At 28.6% G+C, this 18,116-nt stretch carries 16 protein-coding genes and 1 tRNA gene; 2 read left to right on the top strand and 15 right to left on the bottom strand.

Features of this window, described 5'->3' with window-relative positions:
- Positions 1-55 precede the first annotated feature (55 nt).
- Positions 56-1,867, top strand: coding sequence for a capsular polysaccharide biosynthesis protein (locus tag CINS_RS01435; RefSeq protein WP_039649218.1), 1,812 nt, complete (start codon positions 56-58; stop codon positions 1,865-1,867).
- Here CINS_RS01435 and CINS_RS01430 read toward each other — a convergent pair.
- From CINS_RS01430 to kpsM, 6 genes are read right to left on the bottom strand one after another with little or no spacing between them, the layout of a single operon-like run.
- Positions 1,860-4,010, bottom strand: a complete 2,151-nt coding sequence (locus CINS_RS01430; RefSeq protein WP_039649216.1) for a glycosyltransferase-like protein, family 2 — start codon at positions 4,008-4,010, stop codon at positions 1,860-1,862. The two genes, CINS_RS01435 and CINS_RS01430, sit on opposite strands and share 8 nt — an antisense overlap.
- Entirely contained in the window at positions 4,007-4,948 is a 942-nt protein-coding gene (locus CINS_RS01425; RefSeq protein ID WP_414973618.1) for a KpsF/GutQ family sugar-phosphate isomerase, read from the bottom strand. Before CINS_RS01425 ends, CINS_RS01430 begins: the two co-directional genes overlap by 4 nt.
- Before the next feature lie 23 nt (positions 4,949-4,971).
- Positions 4,972-6,627 (bottom strand): capsular polysaccharide export system, periplasmic protein, encoded by a 1,656-nt coding sequence (locus tag CINS_RS01420; protein ID WP_039649213.1) that lies wholly within the window; start codon positions 6,625-6,627, stop codon positions 4,972-4,974.
- Positions 6,627-7,742 (bottom strand): capsular polysaccharide export system, inner membrane protein, encoded by a 1,116-nt coding sequence (locus CINS_RS01415; protein ID WP_039649211.1) that lies wholly within the window; start codon positions 7,740-7,742, stop codon positions 6,627-6,629. The genes CINS_RS01420 and CINS_RS01415 overlap by 1 nt, the downstream gene beginning before the upstream one ends.
- Positions 7,732-8,400, bottom strand: coding sequence for a capsular polysaccharide export system, ATP-binding protein (locus CINS_RS01410; protein ID WP_039649210.1), 669 nt, complete (start codon positions 8,398-8,400; stop codon positions 7,732-7,734). Before CINS_RS01410 ends, CINS_RS01415 begins: the two co-directional genes overlap by 11 nt.
- Entirely contained in the window at positions 8,397-9,179 is a 783-nt protein-coding gene (kpsM, locus tag CINS_RS01405) for a capsule polysaccharide transporter KpsM (RefSeq protein WP_039649209.1), read from the bottom strand. The genes CINS_RS01410 and kpsM overlap by 4 nt, the downstream gene beginning before the upstream one ends.
- Before the next feature lie 82 nt (positions 9,180-9,261).
- On the opposite strand from kpsM, the gene CINS_RS07570 reads away from it, so the two are divergent.
- Complete coding sequence (locus CINS_RS07570) at positions 9,262-10,065, top strand: ferritin-like domain-containing protein (RefSeq protein ID WP_052252000.1); 804 nt, start codon at positions 9,262-9,264, stop codon at positions 10,063-10,065.
- Here the strand turns inward: CINS_RS07570 and CINS_RS01400 are convergent.
- From CINS_RS01400 to CINS_RS01360, 9 genes are all read right to left on the bottom strand, one after another.
- Positions 10,056-10,131 (bottom strand) — tRNA-Phe (locus CINS_RS01400). The two genes, CINS_RS07570 and CINS_RS01400, sit on opposite strands and share 10 nt — an antisense overlap.
- A gap of 67 nt (positions 10,132-10,198) precedes the next feature.
- Positions 10,199-11,134, bottom strand: coding sequence for an acetyl-CoA carboxylase carboxyltransferase subunit alpha (locus CINS_RS01395; protein ID WP_039649207.1), 936 nt, complete (start codon positions 11,132-11,134; stop codon positions 10,199-10,201).
- The gene (locus tag CINS_RS01390) at positions 11,135-12,349 is read right to left on the bottom strand and encodes a beta-ketoacyl-ACP synthase II (RefSeq protein WP_039649205.1); all 1,215 of its coding nucleotides are present in this window, start codon (positions 12,347-12,349) and stop codon (positions 11,135-11,137) included.
- 27 nt (positions 12,350-12,376) lie between these two features.
- Positions 12,377-12,610, bottom strand: coding sequence for an acyl carrier protein (acpP, locus tag CINS_RS01385; protein WP_039649204.1), 234 nt, complete (start codon positions 12,608-12,610; stop codon positions 12,377-12,379).
- Between the two features lie 117 nt (positions 12,611-12,727).
- Positions 12,728-13,090: a Rid family detoxifying hydrolase gene (locus tag CINS_RS01380; RefSeq protein WP_039649202.1), complete on the bottom strand. Its 363-nt coding sequence runs from the start codon at positions 13,088-13,090 to the stop codon at positions 12,728-12,730.
- Positions 13,091-13,179: 89 nt separating this feature from the next.
- Positions 13,180-14,511, bottom strand: coding sequence for an anaerobic C4-dicarboxylate transporter family protein (locus CINS_RS01375; protein ID WP_039649201.1), 1,332 nt, complete (start codon positions 14,509-14,511; stop codon positions 13,180-13,182).
- Between the two features lie 15 nt (positions 14,512-14,526).
- Positions 14,527-15,930: an argininosuccinate lyase gene (gene argH, locus CINS_RS01370; protein WP_039649199.1), complete on the bottom strand. Its 1,404-nt coding sequence runs from the start codon at positions 15,928-15,930 to the stop codon at positions 14,527-14,529.
- Positions 15,931-15,985: 55 nt separating this feature from the next.
- Positions 15,986-16,456 carry an ankyrin repeat domain-containing protein gene (locus CINS_RS01365; protein WP_039649198.1) on the bottom strand — a complete coding sequence of 157 codons (471 nt, stop codon included), beginning with the start codon at positions 16,454-16,456 and terminating at the stop codon, positions 15,986-15,988.
- Between the two features lie 56 nt (positions 16,457-16,512).
- Positions 16,513-17,937: a catalase gene (locus CINS_RS01360; RefSeq protein ID WP_039649196.1), complete on the bottom strand. Its 1,425-nt coding sequence runs from the start codon at positions 17,935-17,937 to the stop codon at positions 16,513-16,515.
- Positions 17,938-18,116: the final 179 nt, after the last annotated feature.

Genomic DNA, 18,116 nt, shown 5'->3' with positions numbered 1-18,116 from the left:
TAAATGGGGGGGGGATATAATCCTCTCTTTAATTTACTAAAAAGGCTAAAAATAAATGCAAAATTCAGCAATATTAAGAATTAAAAACCAACTAGCTTATCGCTTAGGTTCTACTATGATAGAACATAGAGCTAATGGGGGGGGGTATTTAAGCTTAATATATAAATTATATAAAATAAAAAAAGAATACACTAAAGAACAAAAAATATATAAACAAACTATAAAATTATTTCCTCAACTTACTTATCCAAGATTAGAAACTTGTTGTGATTATAATGAAAGTATAAAATATAAATTTCATCTTTCTTATATGCTAGGGATTGTTTTAATTAATGCTGATAAAAATAAATTTAAAGGTGGATATTTTACTTTATTTAAAGATATAAAAAAAGCTAAAAAAGATTATAAAAATATAAATTCTATCTTGAAAGAATTTAATATTATCTCATCTTGCGTGTATGAAGTAATAGCAAATAATAAAGATAAATTTATAAACAATTTTGAAAAAATCAAAGAAGTCTTACATACTCACAAAGATTATCAAGCTATTATAGATAATATCTTTCATAATTTTGATTATTTTTTAAATAATTTTGAATTAATAAAAGAATGGTTATTATCAGATGATTTTTATCAAAAATATAAAAAAGAAAATCATCCTTATCCATCATTATTAGATCCTAAAAAACTTAATGATGAAAATGAACAAATAAATTATCATAATATCCCTGCTGAACTTGCATGGGAGATGAATTTACCTTTACCGGATAATTATGAATTTGTAGTACTTGGTTCATCATTATCAGGTCATGGTGCATTGCATATGTATCTTGAACTTTGTGATATAAATATAATAAGTTGCTCTCATCATGATTCATATTCAATGTATTTTTATTACTATACAAATTTACTCAAAAATGGCCTATATAATATAATTGCGTATTTTGATTATACCCACATTTATATTAGCAGAAAAGATTTAAATAGATTTTTAAAACTCATTAATAATACAAAACCTGCTGTATATCTTGCACGAGATCCTATATCTAGACTAAAAACTGGACTTAACCATATAAATTTTAAAGTAGACAAAATTGACAATTGTGATTTGAAAACACCTGTACACAATATTTTAGATAGAGAAACTTACTATTTTGAAGCCAAAAATCCAACATGTGAACACATACGAACTTATTGGAGCTATGCAGAATCTTTTTTAAGAATGGATTTTATGATAAATTCTCTAAAACCAAAATGTATTAATTATATTGATATGGAATATATTAGACCTAGTAAAATTCTACACACATTACAAAATTTAAATTCTCTATATAATATCCCAAGAATACCTTTTGAGCATGAATTGGACAATGGTTTAACTTATGATGAACTTGGCGTATTGTTACCAATTACACTAAATGCAAATTTAAAAGATGTATTAGAGAATGGGACTGATAAAAATATACAAATTATTATTACCACAAAACAATTAAAAAATGTATATAAGTTAAAAAACTATAAGAATATTAATAACATTTTAATACACAATATTTTTAAGAATTTAATATTTTGTGTTCACAATAATGATTTAAATTATTTTTTAAACAACACTAAATTAAAAGAATATACTCAGAAATATCTTAATAAATTTATTTTAGAATTAGATCAAAAAATGAAAGACAAGAAAAAACATTTAATTAAAGAAGAAAATATATTAAAATTTATGAAAGAAAATAGAGAAATAAGAAATATTTGGAAAAATACTTTCAACGCTCAATTAAATCATATTAAAACTAATCGTCCTGACATAATAGCATCTTGGAAATATTATCAAGAATTTGAAAAAATATGTGATGATACTAATTAATTTTTTTCATATCCTCAAAAAATAACTTTGGACTATACAATAATTTTTTTAAAAGTCTATAATACCTTAGATGAGAAATCTTTGTCTTAACAAAATCTGGCAACAATAAATCAAATATTTTTACAAATAAATTATTATTTTTTATCTCATAAATATAAGGTTGATATACTAAAGAATTTAAATTATACATTATTTTATCTACAGATTCTAGTTTTAATTTGTTTTCAAAATCAATATTTATTTCATAAAATTTAATACTTTGCACTTTATTATAAAATCTTTTATTTTTAAAAGTTTTTTTATATTCTGATTTACCATAACTATAAAAATATTTATTTAAAAAATATACAAATTTTAAAACCTTATTGTAATCTACTTTCAAATCACTATTTAAAAGTTTTTCAAGTTCTTGTTCATCTTTTGCCTTGTAATTTATACCTTCAAAGTTATAAAAAGCATTAGCACAGTTTATACAAGGTTTATTCATCATCATAGCATAAACACCAACCCCAGAATTTAAAGTCACCAAAACATCACAAACGTTTATTAAATCGATGATATTGGTATTATTATCAACAAAATATATTTTTTTATATTGATTTGAGTGAATTTTCAAACTTAATGGATGTTTTTTCGCTATAAAAATGTGAGTATTTTGTAATTTTTCTGCCAGCTTATTGATAATACCTAAAAAATTTTCATATGAAAATGGTTTGTAAGCAAAATATTTTACTACGCTATCATTTTCAACCTGTAAAGGGATAAAAACTACTTTTTTATTTGAATTTTTGTATTTTTTTTCCAAAAAGTATAATTTTCTTTTTCCTTGTTTTTCTAAAAAATTATTTCCATTAATTACATTATCAATATACTTTTGACATTCTAAAATCTGCTTTTCGTTAAGATTTTTGTTCCAATTATTTTCATGATATGAAGTAGAATCATAATTAAATCCATTAACATCAAAGAACCAACTATCAGGTAATGCACCTCTATCATAACAAATAAACTTAATATTATTTTCTCTTACAAAATCATATATAATGCGTCTTTTTTCATTACCGTAAGGGTTTGGAAATAACACTACATTAATTTTTTTATCTTTAATAAAATTTAAAAATTTATCTTGTTGAAAATTGCTACCATCAAAAAAATAACTTTCCTTTTCACTTTGAATTTTTCCAATATATGAAATGACATCTCTTAAGGAATTTAAAATTAATTTCTCATCATTACATAAAAGTAATATCTTATCATTTAATACACTTTTATCCAGCAAAGGTGTAATTTGATACTTTTTCAAACTCTTTAAATTCTCATAAAATTTTTTATGATTTTTTCTACGATTAGACATATAATTATTTTGATTAGGTTCTTCATGAAAAAAATGATACATATATACACCATGAAAACTCATCTCATAACCAAGCAAAGAAAACCAAGCTCTAAAACCTTTAAATTTTCTAATATTCCAAGTACCCTCATCATAACAAAGTGCTTTAGGAGATTTTAAAAAATCTGTAGTATTAAACAATAATCTTGCAAAAAAATCATGATCTTCATAGCTATGACCTATGAATTCATTGTTATTGCCACCAAGAGATAAGAATTTATGTCTATTTAAAATGACAGTACTTGATACTAAAGAAAAATATTTTATCAAAGTTCGTTTTCCACCGATAAGATCATTTTTAATGATATCATCCCACATTTTTTTATCTTGTTTATAAATAAATTCACTACCTTCTTTACTAAGATATATTACAGGTAAAACCAAAATTTCATTAATGCTTTGTGATATATTTTTAACATCTATAAGGTTTAAAATTTTTTCTAAAGAAAATGAAGAAATATAACAATCTACATCTAAGAATGTAATTACTTTAGCATTAGCAAAGATTGCACCAAGATTACGACACTTACCTTGTGAAAAAAAATCTATTTGACTTTCATCTTTTATATAAATATGTCCTTTACTTTCTATAAAATTTTTTAAATCATGCTTTAAAGATGAATATCCTTCAACAAAAATATACTCAACCTTATCATCACTCCTAAATTCATTTGCTTTAGATCTTACTCTTTCTTCTATATAATTTCGTTCTTTGCTTAAACCAAAAGGAATTATAATAGAAAGTTTCACACATTTCCTATTGCATAAAGTTGTATAATACCTACTATTTTTGTATCTTGTGTGACAATTATTTCTTTAATCTTATGTTTTAACATAAGCTCTTCAGCTTCACTAGCCATAGCATTTGCTTCTATAGTTTTAGGATTAATACTCATTATTTCTTTAGCTTTAAAATCAAATCTTGGCTTAATATTATTTTTTAGTGCTCTTCTTAAATCTCCATCAGTAATTATACCGACTAATTTTTCATTTTCTAACACTATACAAAGTCCAAGTTTTCCACTTGTCATAATATCAATCAATTCATTAAATTCACTCTCAGGAGAAACTATAGGCAATTTTTGTGAGACCATCAAATCACTTACTTTAGTTAAAAGTTTTCTTCCTAAACTTCCACCAGGATGAAACAAAGCAAAATCATCTGGCTGAAAATGCCTTTTTTTCATTAAAACTGCGGCTATAGCATCACCCATAGCTAAAGTAGCTGTTGTAGAAGACATTGGAGCAAGTTGCAATGGGCATGCTTCTTTTTCAATAGCTATACTAATAAAATAATCTGCTTGTTTTGCCAAAGTTGACTTTGCATTACCCGCCATGATTATCAAAGGAATATGCCGTCTTTTAACTACTGGTATAAGTTTTAAAACTTCTTCAGTCTCACCAGAATTTGATATAGCTAAAAGCACGTCATCACTAGTAAGCATACCTAAATCTCCATGCAAAGCCTCGCCTGGATGCATAAAAAAGCTAGGTGTTCCCGTACTTGCTAAGGTAGCAGCTATCTTAGCACCTATGTGGCCTGATTTTCCCATGCCAGTTACAACACACCTGCCTTTAATAGAAAAAATCAACTCGATACTTTTAATAAAATTATCATTTAAGTGTTTGGTTAAATCTAAAATAGTCTTAGATTCTATCTCTAAAACTTCCTTTGCTATATTCAACATATCATTTTGAGTCATTTTCTACCTCATAAATTTAAAACAACATTTGTTGCAATAGCTATTTGATATAAAATTTGAGTTAACATGCTTACAACTTGTAAATTTTGGCTATCTACTTTTGGTAAAACTAGTACAGAATCACCTGGCTTGACATCTGCTGAACTTCTACCATTGTATTTTGTTGCTTTTCCATTAGCATTAATAATTAAAACTCTTGAAACATCAGCTCTGTCGCTATAACCACCAGCTAAATTAATATAATATCTTAATTTTTCTTTGTTTATATACACAAAAGCTCCTGGTATAGAAACTTCACCTTGAACTAATACTATATTATTTTTGCTTGGAATATTAATAATATCGCCATCTTCTAAGACAACAGCTTTGTAAGCTTTTACACTATCAATAACAATCTGTCCTTTTGGTTCAACCTTTTTAGCACGCTCAATAAAGTCTAAAATTGTCTTTGCTTGAGTAGCTCTTATACTAGCTTGCTCAGCATTCACAGATGAACTTGTAAGAGCTAATGTTTCAAGCTCTTTAAGTTGAGCATTTATAAGTTGTTTTTGAGTAGCAGCTACACTTTTTCTAAAGATTTGCAAAGCTTGCATATTTGATTGTGGATTTGCGCTAATCATATCGACTACATCAGCCAAAGTAGTACCTTTTTTTACTACTATAGAATGTAAGCCACTGTGCTCACCTTCTATTTGTATATTAATATTTTGCGCAGTATAATCAGGTCTAAATTCAATTTCATCACCTGCATGCAATATTACCTCTGAAAAATCTTTTTTCGCATAAGCATCTATTTGCAATCTATGATCAGCTCTATAACTTTTAACCACCGCATTTGTTACTATAGGCTTAGCTCCTGCGATATTTGCTATATCAGCTAAAGTTTTAATATCTTGACTTAGTTCAAATCTAAAAGGCTTTTGTACATCACCATTAACAAAAACATAATCTTTCACACTACCTACTAAAATCACATCACCCATTCTAAATGGGAAAAGCCCTAATTCACCTTTTAATAAAAAGTCATATAAATCAATTTTTTTAATGACTTGATTATCTCTTAAAATTTCAATTTCTCTAAAGCTTCCATATTCTAGATTAATTCCCTTTGCTTTATCTATATATTGAATAATAGAATCTGAACTCAAACCTTGGTAAAGACCTGGCTGATTTACATTACCTGTTACAAAAACTGAAACATTCTGATAAATATCCATATCTGCATATACATAAACATTACTTTTATAAATTTTATTTATTGCTTTAGTGATAACACTTACCAAAGCACTATTTTTTACACCCAAAAGATTAATCGCTCCAACTTTAGGAATAAAAATATTTCCTTGAGAATCCACAGTTAAAGTCTGAATAAATTCAACAGCACCCCAAATTTTTACATTAATCCTATCACCTACGGTTAATTTATAATCAGGGTTATAAACATGCTGTGTAAATTTTGTGAAATTACCACTAAATAAATGTGCACCAAAAACCTTGATTACAGAAAATTGAGTTTGATTTAAATCGCTATTATTACTATCATAATTTACTACTTGTTTTTCTTTTATATCCAACGAATCATTTTGAATTTTAGCTATCTGAGAAACATCTACTGCACCAAATACAAATAGTGGTAAAACCAAAAATAATAAAATCTTTTTCATTAATATCTATGCTCCTCAATAATCATTTTAATAAATTTAACAATACCAAAAATTAAAGATAAAATCATAAAGGCTGTTAAAATATTATATAAAGTTTCAGGATATTTTGCACTTTGTGGTACACTAGGACTTTGTATAATTACCACTTGCTTAATTTTCCTTAGAGCTTCAATCCTTGCAGTTTCATAAGCTTTTAAAGCTGCTGTATAAGCACTTTCTGCAAAACCTACTTCTATAGTAAGATCTTGAAATTTAGCTGCTAAATCATTTAATTTTTGTGATGACTTTGATGAAGTGATCTTAGCTTTCTCTTTTTGAAGTTGTTTTTTTAATGCTGTGATTTCTGATTTTATAGTGACAATTTGTGGTGCATTATCATTGATATAACTTTGCATCATCAAAAGCTCAGCTTCTTTTGTAGCAATCTTAGCTTCAAGTTCAGCTACAAGTTTTAAAATTCCTTCTGATTGTTTAAGTGGGTCAAACACTCCATATTTGTTTTGAAAAGCTAAAAGTTCATCTTTTGCTTTTTGAAATCTTTGTTTAAATTTAAATAACTCTTCTTCAGCAAAAGCCATTTGCTCTCTTGCGGTTTTATGTGAAATTTCATTAATAAATCTTTCGCTTTCTTTAACTATAGTAGTAGCTATCAAATGAGCATCTTCTGGCTCAAATCCTTCTACTTCTATCTTAAATATTCCACTACCTAGATTTTCTTCTACAATTTTTACACGTTTTTGATAATATTTTAAAAAACTTTCTTGACTCATGGAATTTGACACACTATAAAAAATGTCAAATTTATGTTTTTTGTAAAGCTCTTGAATATTGATTTTTTCTTCTAAAATTTTTAACATATCCAAAGAATGAATATAAAATTTTAAATAATTTGTATCCTCACTAGAAAAAGAATTATTTGTAAGCAATGAAGCTAGACCATTGACTGCTGAATTATTCCCTGCAGTTGATTTAACACTAAGTATGCTTTCGCTTACATAACGATCTGCTGCCATAAAAAGATAATAAAATATTACAAAAAACATTATAATCAAAACAATTTTAAATGAATGTAGAATTTCTATATTTTTAATTTTCTCAAATATTTTATTTTGCATTAATCATCCCTTGATACACAGCTATTCCTTCTTCTATATCATCATAAACAGTTGCTTGACCATTTTGCATAAATATGATTTTATCGCACCATTGCTTAATTTCAGCCACATTATGTGAAACCATAATAACCTTTGATTTGCTTAATTGCTCTTTATAAAGTTTAAGACTTTTTTCTTGAAAACTTGGATCTCCAACTGCTCCAGCTTCATCAATTAAATAATAATCAAAGTCAAATGCCATACTTAATCCAAAAGAAATTCTAGCACTCATACCTGCTGAGTAAGTGTTCATAGGTTCATTAAAAAATTTTCCTATTTCAGCAAATTCCTCAACAAATTCCACCTTTTTGTCTAATTCTTTTCCTTTATATCCATATACTCGTGCAACAAATTTTACATTATCTCTAGCTGATAATCTGTGCTGAAAAGCTCCACCTAAACCCAAAGGCCAAGATAACTTTTTATTTGTTATAATTTTTCCACGATCAGGTAATTCAGAACCACTTAATAGTTTCATTAAAGTTGATTTACCTGCCCCGTTACATCCCATCAAACCTATACTACAATTTTCTGGAAATTCAAAAGATAAATCTTTAAATACATAATGTCTTCCATGTGTTAAAGGATATGATTTAGTTAAATTTACTAATTTAATCATGTCTTTCTCACTGCAACAATAGCCTGTCTATTATAATAATATAAAAACAAAGCTATAAATAAAATAACACAAACCCAAGCTAAAGGGTAAGTATAATTATAATCATCTTGCAAAGGATAATGATCAAAAAAATTATATTTTAAAAGCTCCATTACATGCATCAAAGGATTATAATATAAAATATCTAGTATAGAACGAGGGGTTAAAAAAGCAGGGAAAATAACTCCGGAAGTCCAATAAAAAACTATACTAAAATAAGTAAGAAGCAGCTTCAAAGATTCCACAAAATGTCCAATTATCGCAAAACATATCCCCAAAGAAAATGCAAATACTAACAATAATACAAAAGAAAATAATACTTCTAAGAAATGTCTTGGCAACACATCATAATGAATAAACCATCCAGCAATAAACATAACAAACATAAAAATCGTCATATAAATACAAAATTCTAATAATGCTCTTGCTATAAAAACATGTATAGGTCGTACCGGTTTATAAGCAAATAAAGGTAAATTTGAACTTATACCATTAATGATTTGATTTATAATACTTCTAAACATAAAAAAAGGTATGATTCCTACCGCTAAAAACATAAAAATAGAAATACCTGGTGGCATAACTTGATGATGAAATTCTCTTATAGCACTAACAACAGAAACTATCACAAAAACAATTAGCATAGGTTCACCAATCACCCAAAAATAGCCCAAATGTTTATTAATCCCAAATCTAGTCTTTAGCTCTCTAAAAAAAAGAGCATGGACGACATCGATCATATTTTCATTACCTTTTTTTGTAAAAATTAAAAATTTTTATATTATACTTTTTATTCTTATACAATATTTAATGAGAGAAAAAATGCGGATAAATTTCTTTACAAATTTAGAAAAAATTTTATATGAAAAAAATATCAATACCAAAATTGATATTTTTAAAAATTTTTATGAGAATTTTAAACTTAATCTATGTGATTTTAATCATAATCATAAAGCTATTATCCAAGAGAATATTCAAGTAAAAATACTTCATCCTACAAAAATACGAAGACCTAAACAAGCAAATAGTACTTTAGCATTAGCTAAAATTATCCATTCAATAGCTCATATAGAATATAGTGCTATAAATTTAGCTTTAGATGCGAGTTATCGTTTTAAGAATTTACCCTATAATTTTTATAAAGATTGGCTTGAGGTAGCAGATGAAGAAATAAAACATTTTTTATTACTTGAAAAAATTTTAAATGAATTAGGATTTAAATATGGTGATTTTAGTGCTCATGATAATCTTGAACAAGCTCTATTTTTAACAAAAGATAGTTTGGCTCAAAGAATGGGTATAGTGCATAGAGGACTTGAAGCAAAAGGACTAGATGCCAATCCTTTTGTCTTAAAAAAATTAAATTCAAGCAATCATCCTATAAAAATACTTTTCAAAGATATTTTTAAAATTATATTAGAAGATGAAATTAAGCATGTAAATAAAGGAAATATATGGTGGGAATTTGCAAAAGATGAAAAAGATGATTATATATCCTTATGTAGAAATTTCAAAGAATTTAATTTAATAGGAAAACAGTATAACAAAGAAGCTAGAATTAAAGCTGGATTTAAACAATATGAATTGGATGAAATGGAGAAACTTTATAATAAAAATGGTGGTTAGAGGCAGAATCGAACTGCCGACACGCAGATTTTCAGTCTGCTGCTCTACCGACTGAGCTATCCAACCACAAAATTGAAGTTATTATTATATTCTTTTCTTCTTTAAAAGAAGTTGAAATCTATAAATATTTATTCTATTTTGCAAACGCACCCATTTTAAATATTTTTTGCATTCTCAAAGCAGCTAACTCTCTTACATCAAATTTTTCTAATTCCTCAATGCTTTTTAAAATATAATCACTTACATTTTTTATGGCATTTTCTCTATCTCTATGGGCTCCACTCATAGGTTCTTCTATTACATCGTCTATTAAACCTTGATTTTTTAAATCATCAGCTGTCACTTTCATGGCCTTTGTTGCAGCCTCTATTTTAGATGGATCATTCCACAAAATAGCTGCACAACCTTCTGGGGAAATTACCGAAAATACAGAATTTTTCATCATAGCAAGTTTATCTGCAACCCCTATAGCTAAAGCTCCTCCACTTCCACCTTCACCTATAACAATAGCAATGCTTATAGTTTTTAGATTACTAAGTTCATATAAATTTCTAGCTATAGCTTCGCTTTGACCCCTTTCTTCTGCACCTATACCTGGATATGCACCCGGAGTATCTACTAAAAAAACAACTGGTATATCAAATTTTTCAGCCATTTTAGCTACTCTTAAAGCTTTTCTATAACCTTCTGGATGCGGCATACCAAAATTTCTATATAGTTTTTCTTTTGTACCCCTTCCTTTTTGTTCACCTATTACTATAACTCTTTTACCACCTATATATCCTAAGTAACAAACTATAGCAGGATCATCTCTAAAAGCTCTATCTCCATGTATTTCATAAGCATCAGTTAAAATAGCTTGAATATAATCTAAAGCATATAAACGATCAGGATGTCTTGCAAGTTGCAAACGTTGATAATCGCTTAAATTTTTATAAATTTTTTGTGTTTCTTTTTCTAGATTTTTCTCTAAAATTTTAACTGCTTCATAATCACCTTTGATCTTAGCATTAGCTAAATCTTCATCAATTTGCTGAATGCTTTTTTCAAAATCCAAATAAGAAGCCATTTAATCCAACTTTTTAAAGATTACGCAACCATTAGTTCCGCCAAATCCAAAAGAATTACTCATAACTACTTTTAAATCGTGATTAACTGAAACATTTGGAACATAATTTAAATCACAATCCTCATCTGCACTAGTTTGATTGATTGTTGGTGGAATAATACCTTGGTCTAACGCCATTAAAGAAATTACTGCTTCAATAGCACCTGCAGCGCCTAAACAATGTCCAGTCTGCCCTTTTGTAGAACTAACTAGTGGAACTTTGTCTTTAAATAATTCTTTAATAGCTGCAGTTTCATTTTTGTCATTTGCAGGAGTTGAAGTTCCATGTGCATTAATATAATCAATATTTACATTACCAGCCATATTTAAAGCTTTCTTCATAGCACGCAAAGGACCTTCTAACGTCGGAGAGGTTATATGATTAGCATCAGCACTTTCACCGTATCCAACTAATTCAGCATAAATTTTTGCACCACGTTTTTTTGCTACTTCATATTCTTCTAAAACTAAAGCTCCAGCACCTTCGCCCATAACAAAACCATCTCTTTCTTTATCAAACGGTCTTGAAGCTTTTGATGGTTCATCATTTCTAGTAGAAAGTGCTTTCATTGCGGCAAAACCACCAATTCCTACAGAACAAATTGCAGCTTCAGCACCCACAACAAGCATCCTATCTGCATTACCCAAAGCTATACTCTTGTATGCTTCTCCAACAGCATGAGTCCCTGCAGCACATGCTGTTACGCAAGATATATTTGGACCTTGCAATCCATGTTCAATGGAAATAATTCCACCAAGCATATTGACCAATGCCGAAGGAATAAAAAAGGGAGAAATTTTACGAGGTCCACGCTCTGAACAAATAACAGAATTTTTTTCAATGTTTGGTAGTCCGCCTATTCCAGCAGCTGAAACTACTCCAAATTCTTCTTTATTTATATCACTATCAAATTTAGCATCTTCCATAGCCTCTTTTGCAGCCTTGATGCCAAGCTGTATAAAACGATCTACTTTTTTAACCTCTTTGGCATCACACACACTCAAAGGATCAAAATTTTTTACTTCAGCAGCAATTTGAACTGGAAATTCAGAAGCATCAAAAAGAGTAATTTTATCAACGCCACTTTTACCTTCACAAATAGCTTTAAATGAACTATCCTTATCTAATCCAAGGGCATTAATCATTCCTAAACCTGTTATTACAACGCGTTTCAACCCGTTCTCCTTAAAATTTAAAAATAATTATTTTTGAAGATTATCAATATAATTTACAACATCTTCTATTTTTACAAGTTTTTCAGCATCACTATCTGGAATTTCAACATCAAATTTTTCTTCTAAAGCCATTACTAATTCAACAACATCTAAAGAATCAGCACCTAAATCTTCGATAATTTTTGATTCCATTTTTACTGTATCTTCATCGACACTTAATTGCTCAACCACAACCGCTCTAACATCATCAAAAGTTGCCATTTATATCTCCTAAAATTAAAAAATAAGCCGTATTTTACAATAAAAAAATAAATTTCTCATTTAAAAAACTAAAAATTCCAAAATAACACATATACAAGATAAATAATAAGTCTTATTCTACACTTTATGAGCAACAACCTCTATCTCTACTTTTGCTCCTTTTGGAAGATCTTTAACCGCAAAAGCGCTTCTTGCTGGATACGGAGCTGCAAAAAATTCAGAATAAACTTCATTAAATGAAATAAAATCTTCGATATTTGCTAAAAAACATGTAGTTTTTATCACATTATTAAAATGAAGATTATTTTCTTCTAAGATCGCTTTTATATTTAGCAAAGATTGTTTAGTTTGCTCTTTAATGTCTTCATTTTCTATATTACCACTTTTTGGATTAATAGGAAGTTGACCCGAAATAAACAGCAAACCATTTGCTTCTCTATAAACTGAATATGGACCAATAGCTTTTGGATAATTTGCCATAAATACTCCTTATGTTTTATTAAATAATCAATAAAATACTATCACAATATTTTAATAAAACAACAATTATTTTAAAAACTCAATAATAATTAAAAAACAATTTGTGATATAAAATAAGCACTTACAACAGCACCAATAATCAAAGCAAAACCTGGTCTTAAATAAGAGTGATTTATCACAAATTTACCTATTTTTGTAGTGCCTGTCCTATCAAAAGCTACACAAGCAATTTGATTTGCACCAGGTACTATAAAATCTCCACTTACACAAGGATAAAGTACTACAAGAATATGAGGAGGAATTCCCAAACTCACACCTAAAGGCATTAAAGCAGCTACTGTTGCTGATGGAGAGAAAATCACCATAGAAAAAGCAAATAAAGCTAATCCAAACAAATAAGGATAATCTCTTACAACATGCGATAAAGAATCGCTAAATAAAGGTTTATAGGCTTCAAAAAACGTTCCTGTCATCCAAGCTATACCAAAAACTCCTACAACACCTATTAAACCAGATTTAAACACTGATGCTTCGGTTAATTTGTTTGCAGGAATTCTAGCAAAAAGCATTATGAAACAGGCAGTTGCAAGCATAATCATTTGGATTAAATTCGGGGTGGAAAGTCTTTCTATTTCACCACCAGCTAATTTATAGTGAGGTAATAAATTCGTAAAAGTACCAAAGAAAATGATAGTCAAAATGCCTAAAGAAAATATGATTAAAGCTCTTTTAACTTTTGGATCTATTTTTTGTTTTGTCTCTTGTATTTCTGGAGCTAAAAACTGATATTCTCCTGCCATTATTTTTCTTTTAAATTCTTCATCTTGTTCAAGTTCTTTACCTCTTTTAAAAACACTCAAACATGCACACATGACACCTATTAAAAATGCTGGCATTATGACAACTAAGATTTGAACAAGTCCTACACCACTCGCAGCCAAAATAGCTACCATTCCAGCAGTAGCAGCACTCATAGGAGAAGCCACCACTGCAATACCTGCTGCTATAACTGAAACTGAAAGTGGTCTTTCGGGACGAATTTTAGCTTGAGCAGCTACTTCAGCAATAACAGGATAAACAGAAAATGCCACATAAGTAGTGCCACAAAAAATCGTAAAAGTAGAAGTGATTAATGGACCTATAAAAACAATAGCTTGAGGTTTTTTCTTTAACGCCCTTTCTGCTATCTTAACCAATAAATCAAGCCCACCTGCACTTTGCAAAACACTCACGCAAGTAATCACAGAAAGTATAATAAAAACAACATTCACAGGAAGCGAGGCTGGTTGCATACCAAAAACTAAAACTAAAATGCACATACCAAGCCCACCAGAAACTCCAAGACCTATGCTACCATATCTACCACCTATAGCTATCATAGAAAAAATGATAAAAAGTTGGAGTATAAAAATAATATCCATATTAATCTTTGCCTTTTATGATTTATTTTTATTTCTACTTAAAAGTTCTTTTGCATATTCAATTTGTTCTAAGACTACTTTAGTTCCCGTACCACCATAAGAATTTCTTGCATCCACGCAAGTTTGTAAAGCAATTGCCTCATAAATATCTTCTTGAATATTTTCATTAAACTGACGAAATTCTTCTATGCTAAGTTCTTCAAGCATTTTTTTACACTTAATACAATAATTCACAGCTTTACCTACTATACTATGAGCTTCTCTAAAAGGTATATTTTTTCTTACTAAATAATCAGCCATATCAGTAGCATTAGAAAAACCATTTGCAGCTGCTTTGTACATATTTTCAGCACAAATTTGCATTTTTGCTATCATAGGTGTTAAAATATTTAAACTATCTACTAAAGTATCCATAGAATCATACACTTGAGCCTTATCTTCACTCATATCAGTATTATAAGCAAGTGGCAATCCTTTCATGATAGTTAACATTGCCATAACATTACCATACATTCTACCTGTTTTACCACGCATTTTTTCAGCCACATCTGGATTTTTCTTTTGTGGCATAATACTTGAACCTGTGCAAAAATCATCGCTTAATTCTATAAACTTTAAATCTTGACTTGAAAAAAGAATTATCTCCTCACAAAAACGGCTAAGATGCGTAAAACACATTGCTGCCACAGAAGTAAATTCTATCATATGATCTCTATCACTAACGCTATCAATGCTATTTTCAGTCGGTTTAGTAAAACCTAATTCTCTAGCGCAAAAATGTCTATCTATATCAAAAGTAGTTCCACCAAGTGCTGCTGCTCCCAAAGGACACTCTTCCATTCTTTCATATAAATTTACAAAACGAGAATAATCTCTACTTAACATCCAAAAATAAGCCATAATCCAATGAGAAAATAAAATAGGTTGAGCAGTTTGCAAATGAGTATAACCAGGCATAATAGCTGTAATATTTTTTAATGCTTGATTAATAATTTCATTTTGTAAATTTAAAATTTGCTCTAAAATTACTTTGATTGTTGCTCTCATATGCATTTTAGAATCAAGCGTTGTTTGATCATTTCTGCTTCTTGCAGTATGAAGTTTTCCGCCAACACTTCCTGCAATTTGTGTCATTCTTTTTTCCACAGCCATATGAATATCTTCATCAGCCGTATCAAAAATAAAAGTATTGTTTTGAATTTCTTCTTTAACTTGCCCTAAAGCTTTAATGATAATATCTGCTTCATTCTTATCTATGATTTTTTGATTTGCAAGCATGGTACAATGAACAACACTACCTTGTATATCAAATGGGGCAAGTCTTGGTTCTACCAATAAAGATGCAGTATATTCTTCAACTAATTTATTTGTAGGTAAATCGAAACGTCCACCCCATAATTTTTCTTTTTTTTCTTGCATAAAATAATCCTTAAATTTTTAAGATTATTTTATAATTTTTATTCTATTAATTGCTTTAATTTTTCTTTCTTTTAAAAACTTTTAACACAAAAAAAGCTAATTTTTTAAGGAAACTTTTTTTAGAATTTTGTGCTAAAAATTCCACAATTTCTCTATGTCCAAACATTACTGCAAAACTAAATGGTGTCATACCTAAACCGTTATTCTCATCAATATTAGCTCCATAATGAACTAAAAGTTTACACATAGGAAGATATCCTTTAAAACACACTCCAGCTAATGGAGTTTGACCCTTATCGTTTTTATCATCTACCCTAGCACCATTTTCTAAAAGAAATTGAGCACATTCATAAGAATTGTGATAACTTGAAAGCATTAAAAGACTATCACCCTTATGATTTTTTAAATTAACACTCAAGCCTGCTTCTATCATAATCTTTAAATTTTCTAAGTCATTTTTTCTTGCAAAATCAAAAGCCATAGTACAAAGCTCTTGAATTCTTTGTTCTTCTTCATTATTAAACATATTTTTCCTTTATAATCTTTAGTTTGCCACCTTTATAAAAAGGTAGCAAGTAAAAATTATTTATTTAAAGCCTTTTTAACTCCATTTGCATATACATTTGAAATTTTTTCAAAATGATTTAATGCTCTTTGTATAATTTTTTCATCAACTCCCTCCATAGAAGCAGCAATATTTTTAAATAATTGTTCTTTTTGTTTTTCACTCATTAAATCAAACAAAGCTCTTGGCTGGGTATAAAAATCATCATCAAGTGGTGCATATCTTTGCGCATCACCTTCTAGTTTCAAATCAGGCTCAAGGAAATTTTTATCTTCTTTTGGACTATCATCATAACTATTTGGTTCATAATAAGCCAAACCATTTTTATAAGTATCAAAATTCATAGCCCCTGCAACATTATAGGTATTAACTTCACTCCTTGAGCGATTAACAGGGAGTAAATGATAATTTGTTCCTATGCGATATCTGTGCGCATCTGGATATGAAAAAATTCTAGCTTGAAGCATTTTATCAGGACTAAAACTAATGCCTGGAACAATATTACTTGGACTAAATGCAGCCTGTTCTACCTCATTAAAATAATTTTGAACATTTTTATTAAGCACCAATTCTCCAACTTCAATCAAAGGAACTTTACTATGAGGCCAAACTTTAGTTAAATCAAAAGGATTAAATCCTAATTTTTCCACCTCATCTTCTTTTAAAATTTGAATTTGGAAAGTCCATTTCGGAAATTCTCCTTTTTCAATCGCATTAAATAAATCCCTTTGATGACTTTCTCTATCGTTTGCTACAATTTTTGCAGCTTCTTCATTGGTTAAATTTTTAATACCTTGTTGAGTTTTAAAATGAAATTTAACCCAAAATCTTTCATTTTTATCATTAATTAAACTATAAGTATGACTACCAAAACCATGCATGTGACGATAACTAGCAGGAATACCTCTATCACTCATTAAAATAGTTACTTGATGCAAGCTTTCTGGACAAAGCGTCCAAAAATCCCAGGCTGCATTATTGCTTCTTAAATGACTTCTTGGATCTCTTTTTTGAGTATGAATAAAATCTGGAAATTTATAAGCATCTCTTATAAAAAATGTAGGAGTATTATTACCAACTAAATCCCAATTTCCTTCTTTGGTATAAAATTTAATTGCAAAACCTCTAACATCACGCTCTCCGTCAGCAGCTCCCATTTCACCAGCAACAGTTGAAAATCTTATAAACAAAGGAGTAGTTTCTCCAAGCTGTAAAACTTTTGCTTTAGTATATTGTGAAATATCCTTAGTTATTTTGAGCTCACCATAAGCACCACTTCCTTTAGCATGAACCGTTCTTTCAGGAATTCTTTCTCTATTTTGATGAGCAAGTTTTTCAAGTAAAAGATAATCTTGCATTAAAAGTGGGCCTTTAGCACCAGCACTTAATGAATTTTGATTATCTGCAACTATATTTCCGAAATCATTAGTTAATTTTTTCATATTTTTTCTCCTTTAAATAATAATTTTTATTATTTGATAAATTATATCAATAAAATATAAAAATAATATTAATCAAGATAAATTATCTTTGAATTTAATAGCTAAACAAAATATTCTTTTTGTTTTTTAAGTATATTTTTTCTATTTTATATTAAAATTACCGCAATTTTACTATAAAA

The organism is Campylobacter insulaenigrae NCTC 12927 (assembly GCF_000816185.1).
In the GTDB taxonomy this organism is placed as follows: Bacteria; Campylobacterota; Campylobacteria; order Campylobacterales; family Campylobacteraceae; genus Campylobacter_D; species Campylobacter_D insulaenigrae.
The sequence above is the reverse complement of the archived record's forward strand: the minus strand, read 5'-3'. Positions and strand labels throughout refer to the sequence as shown.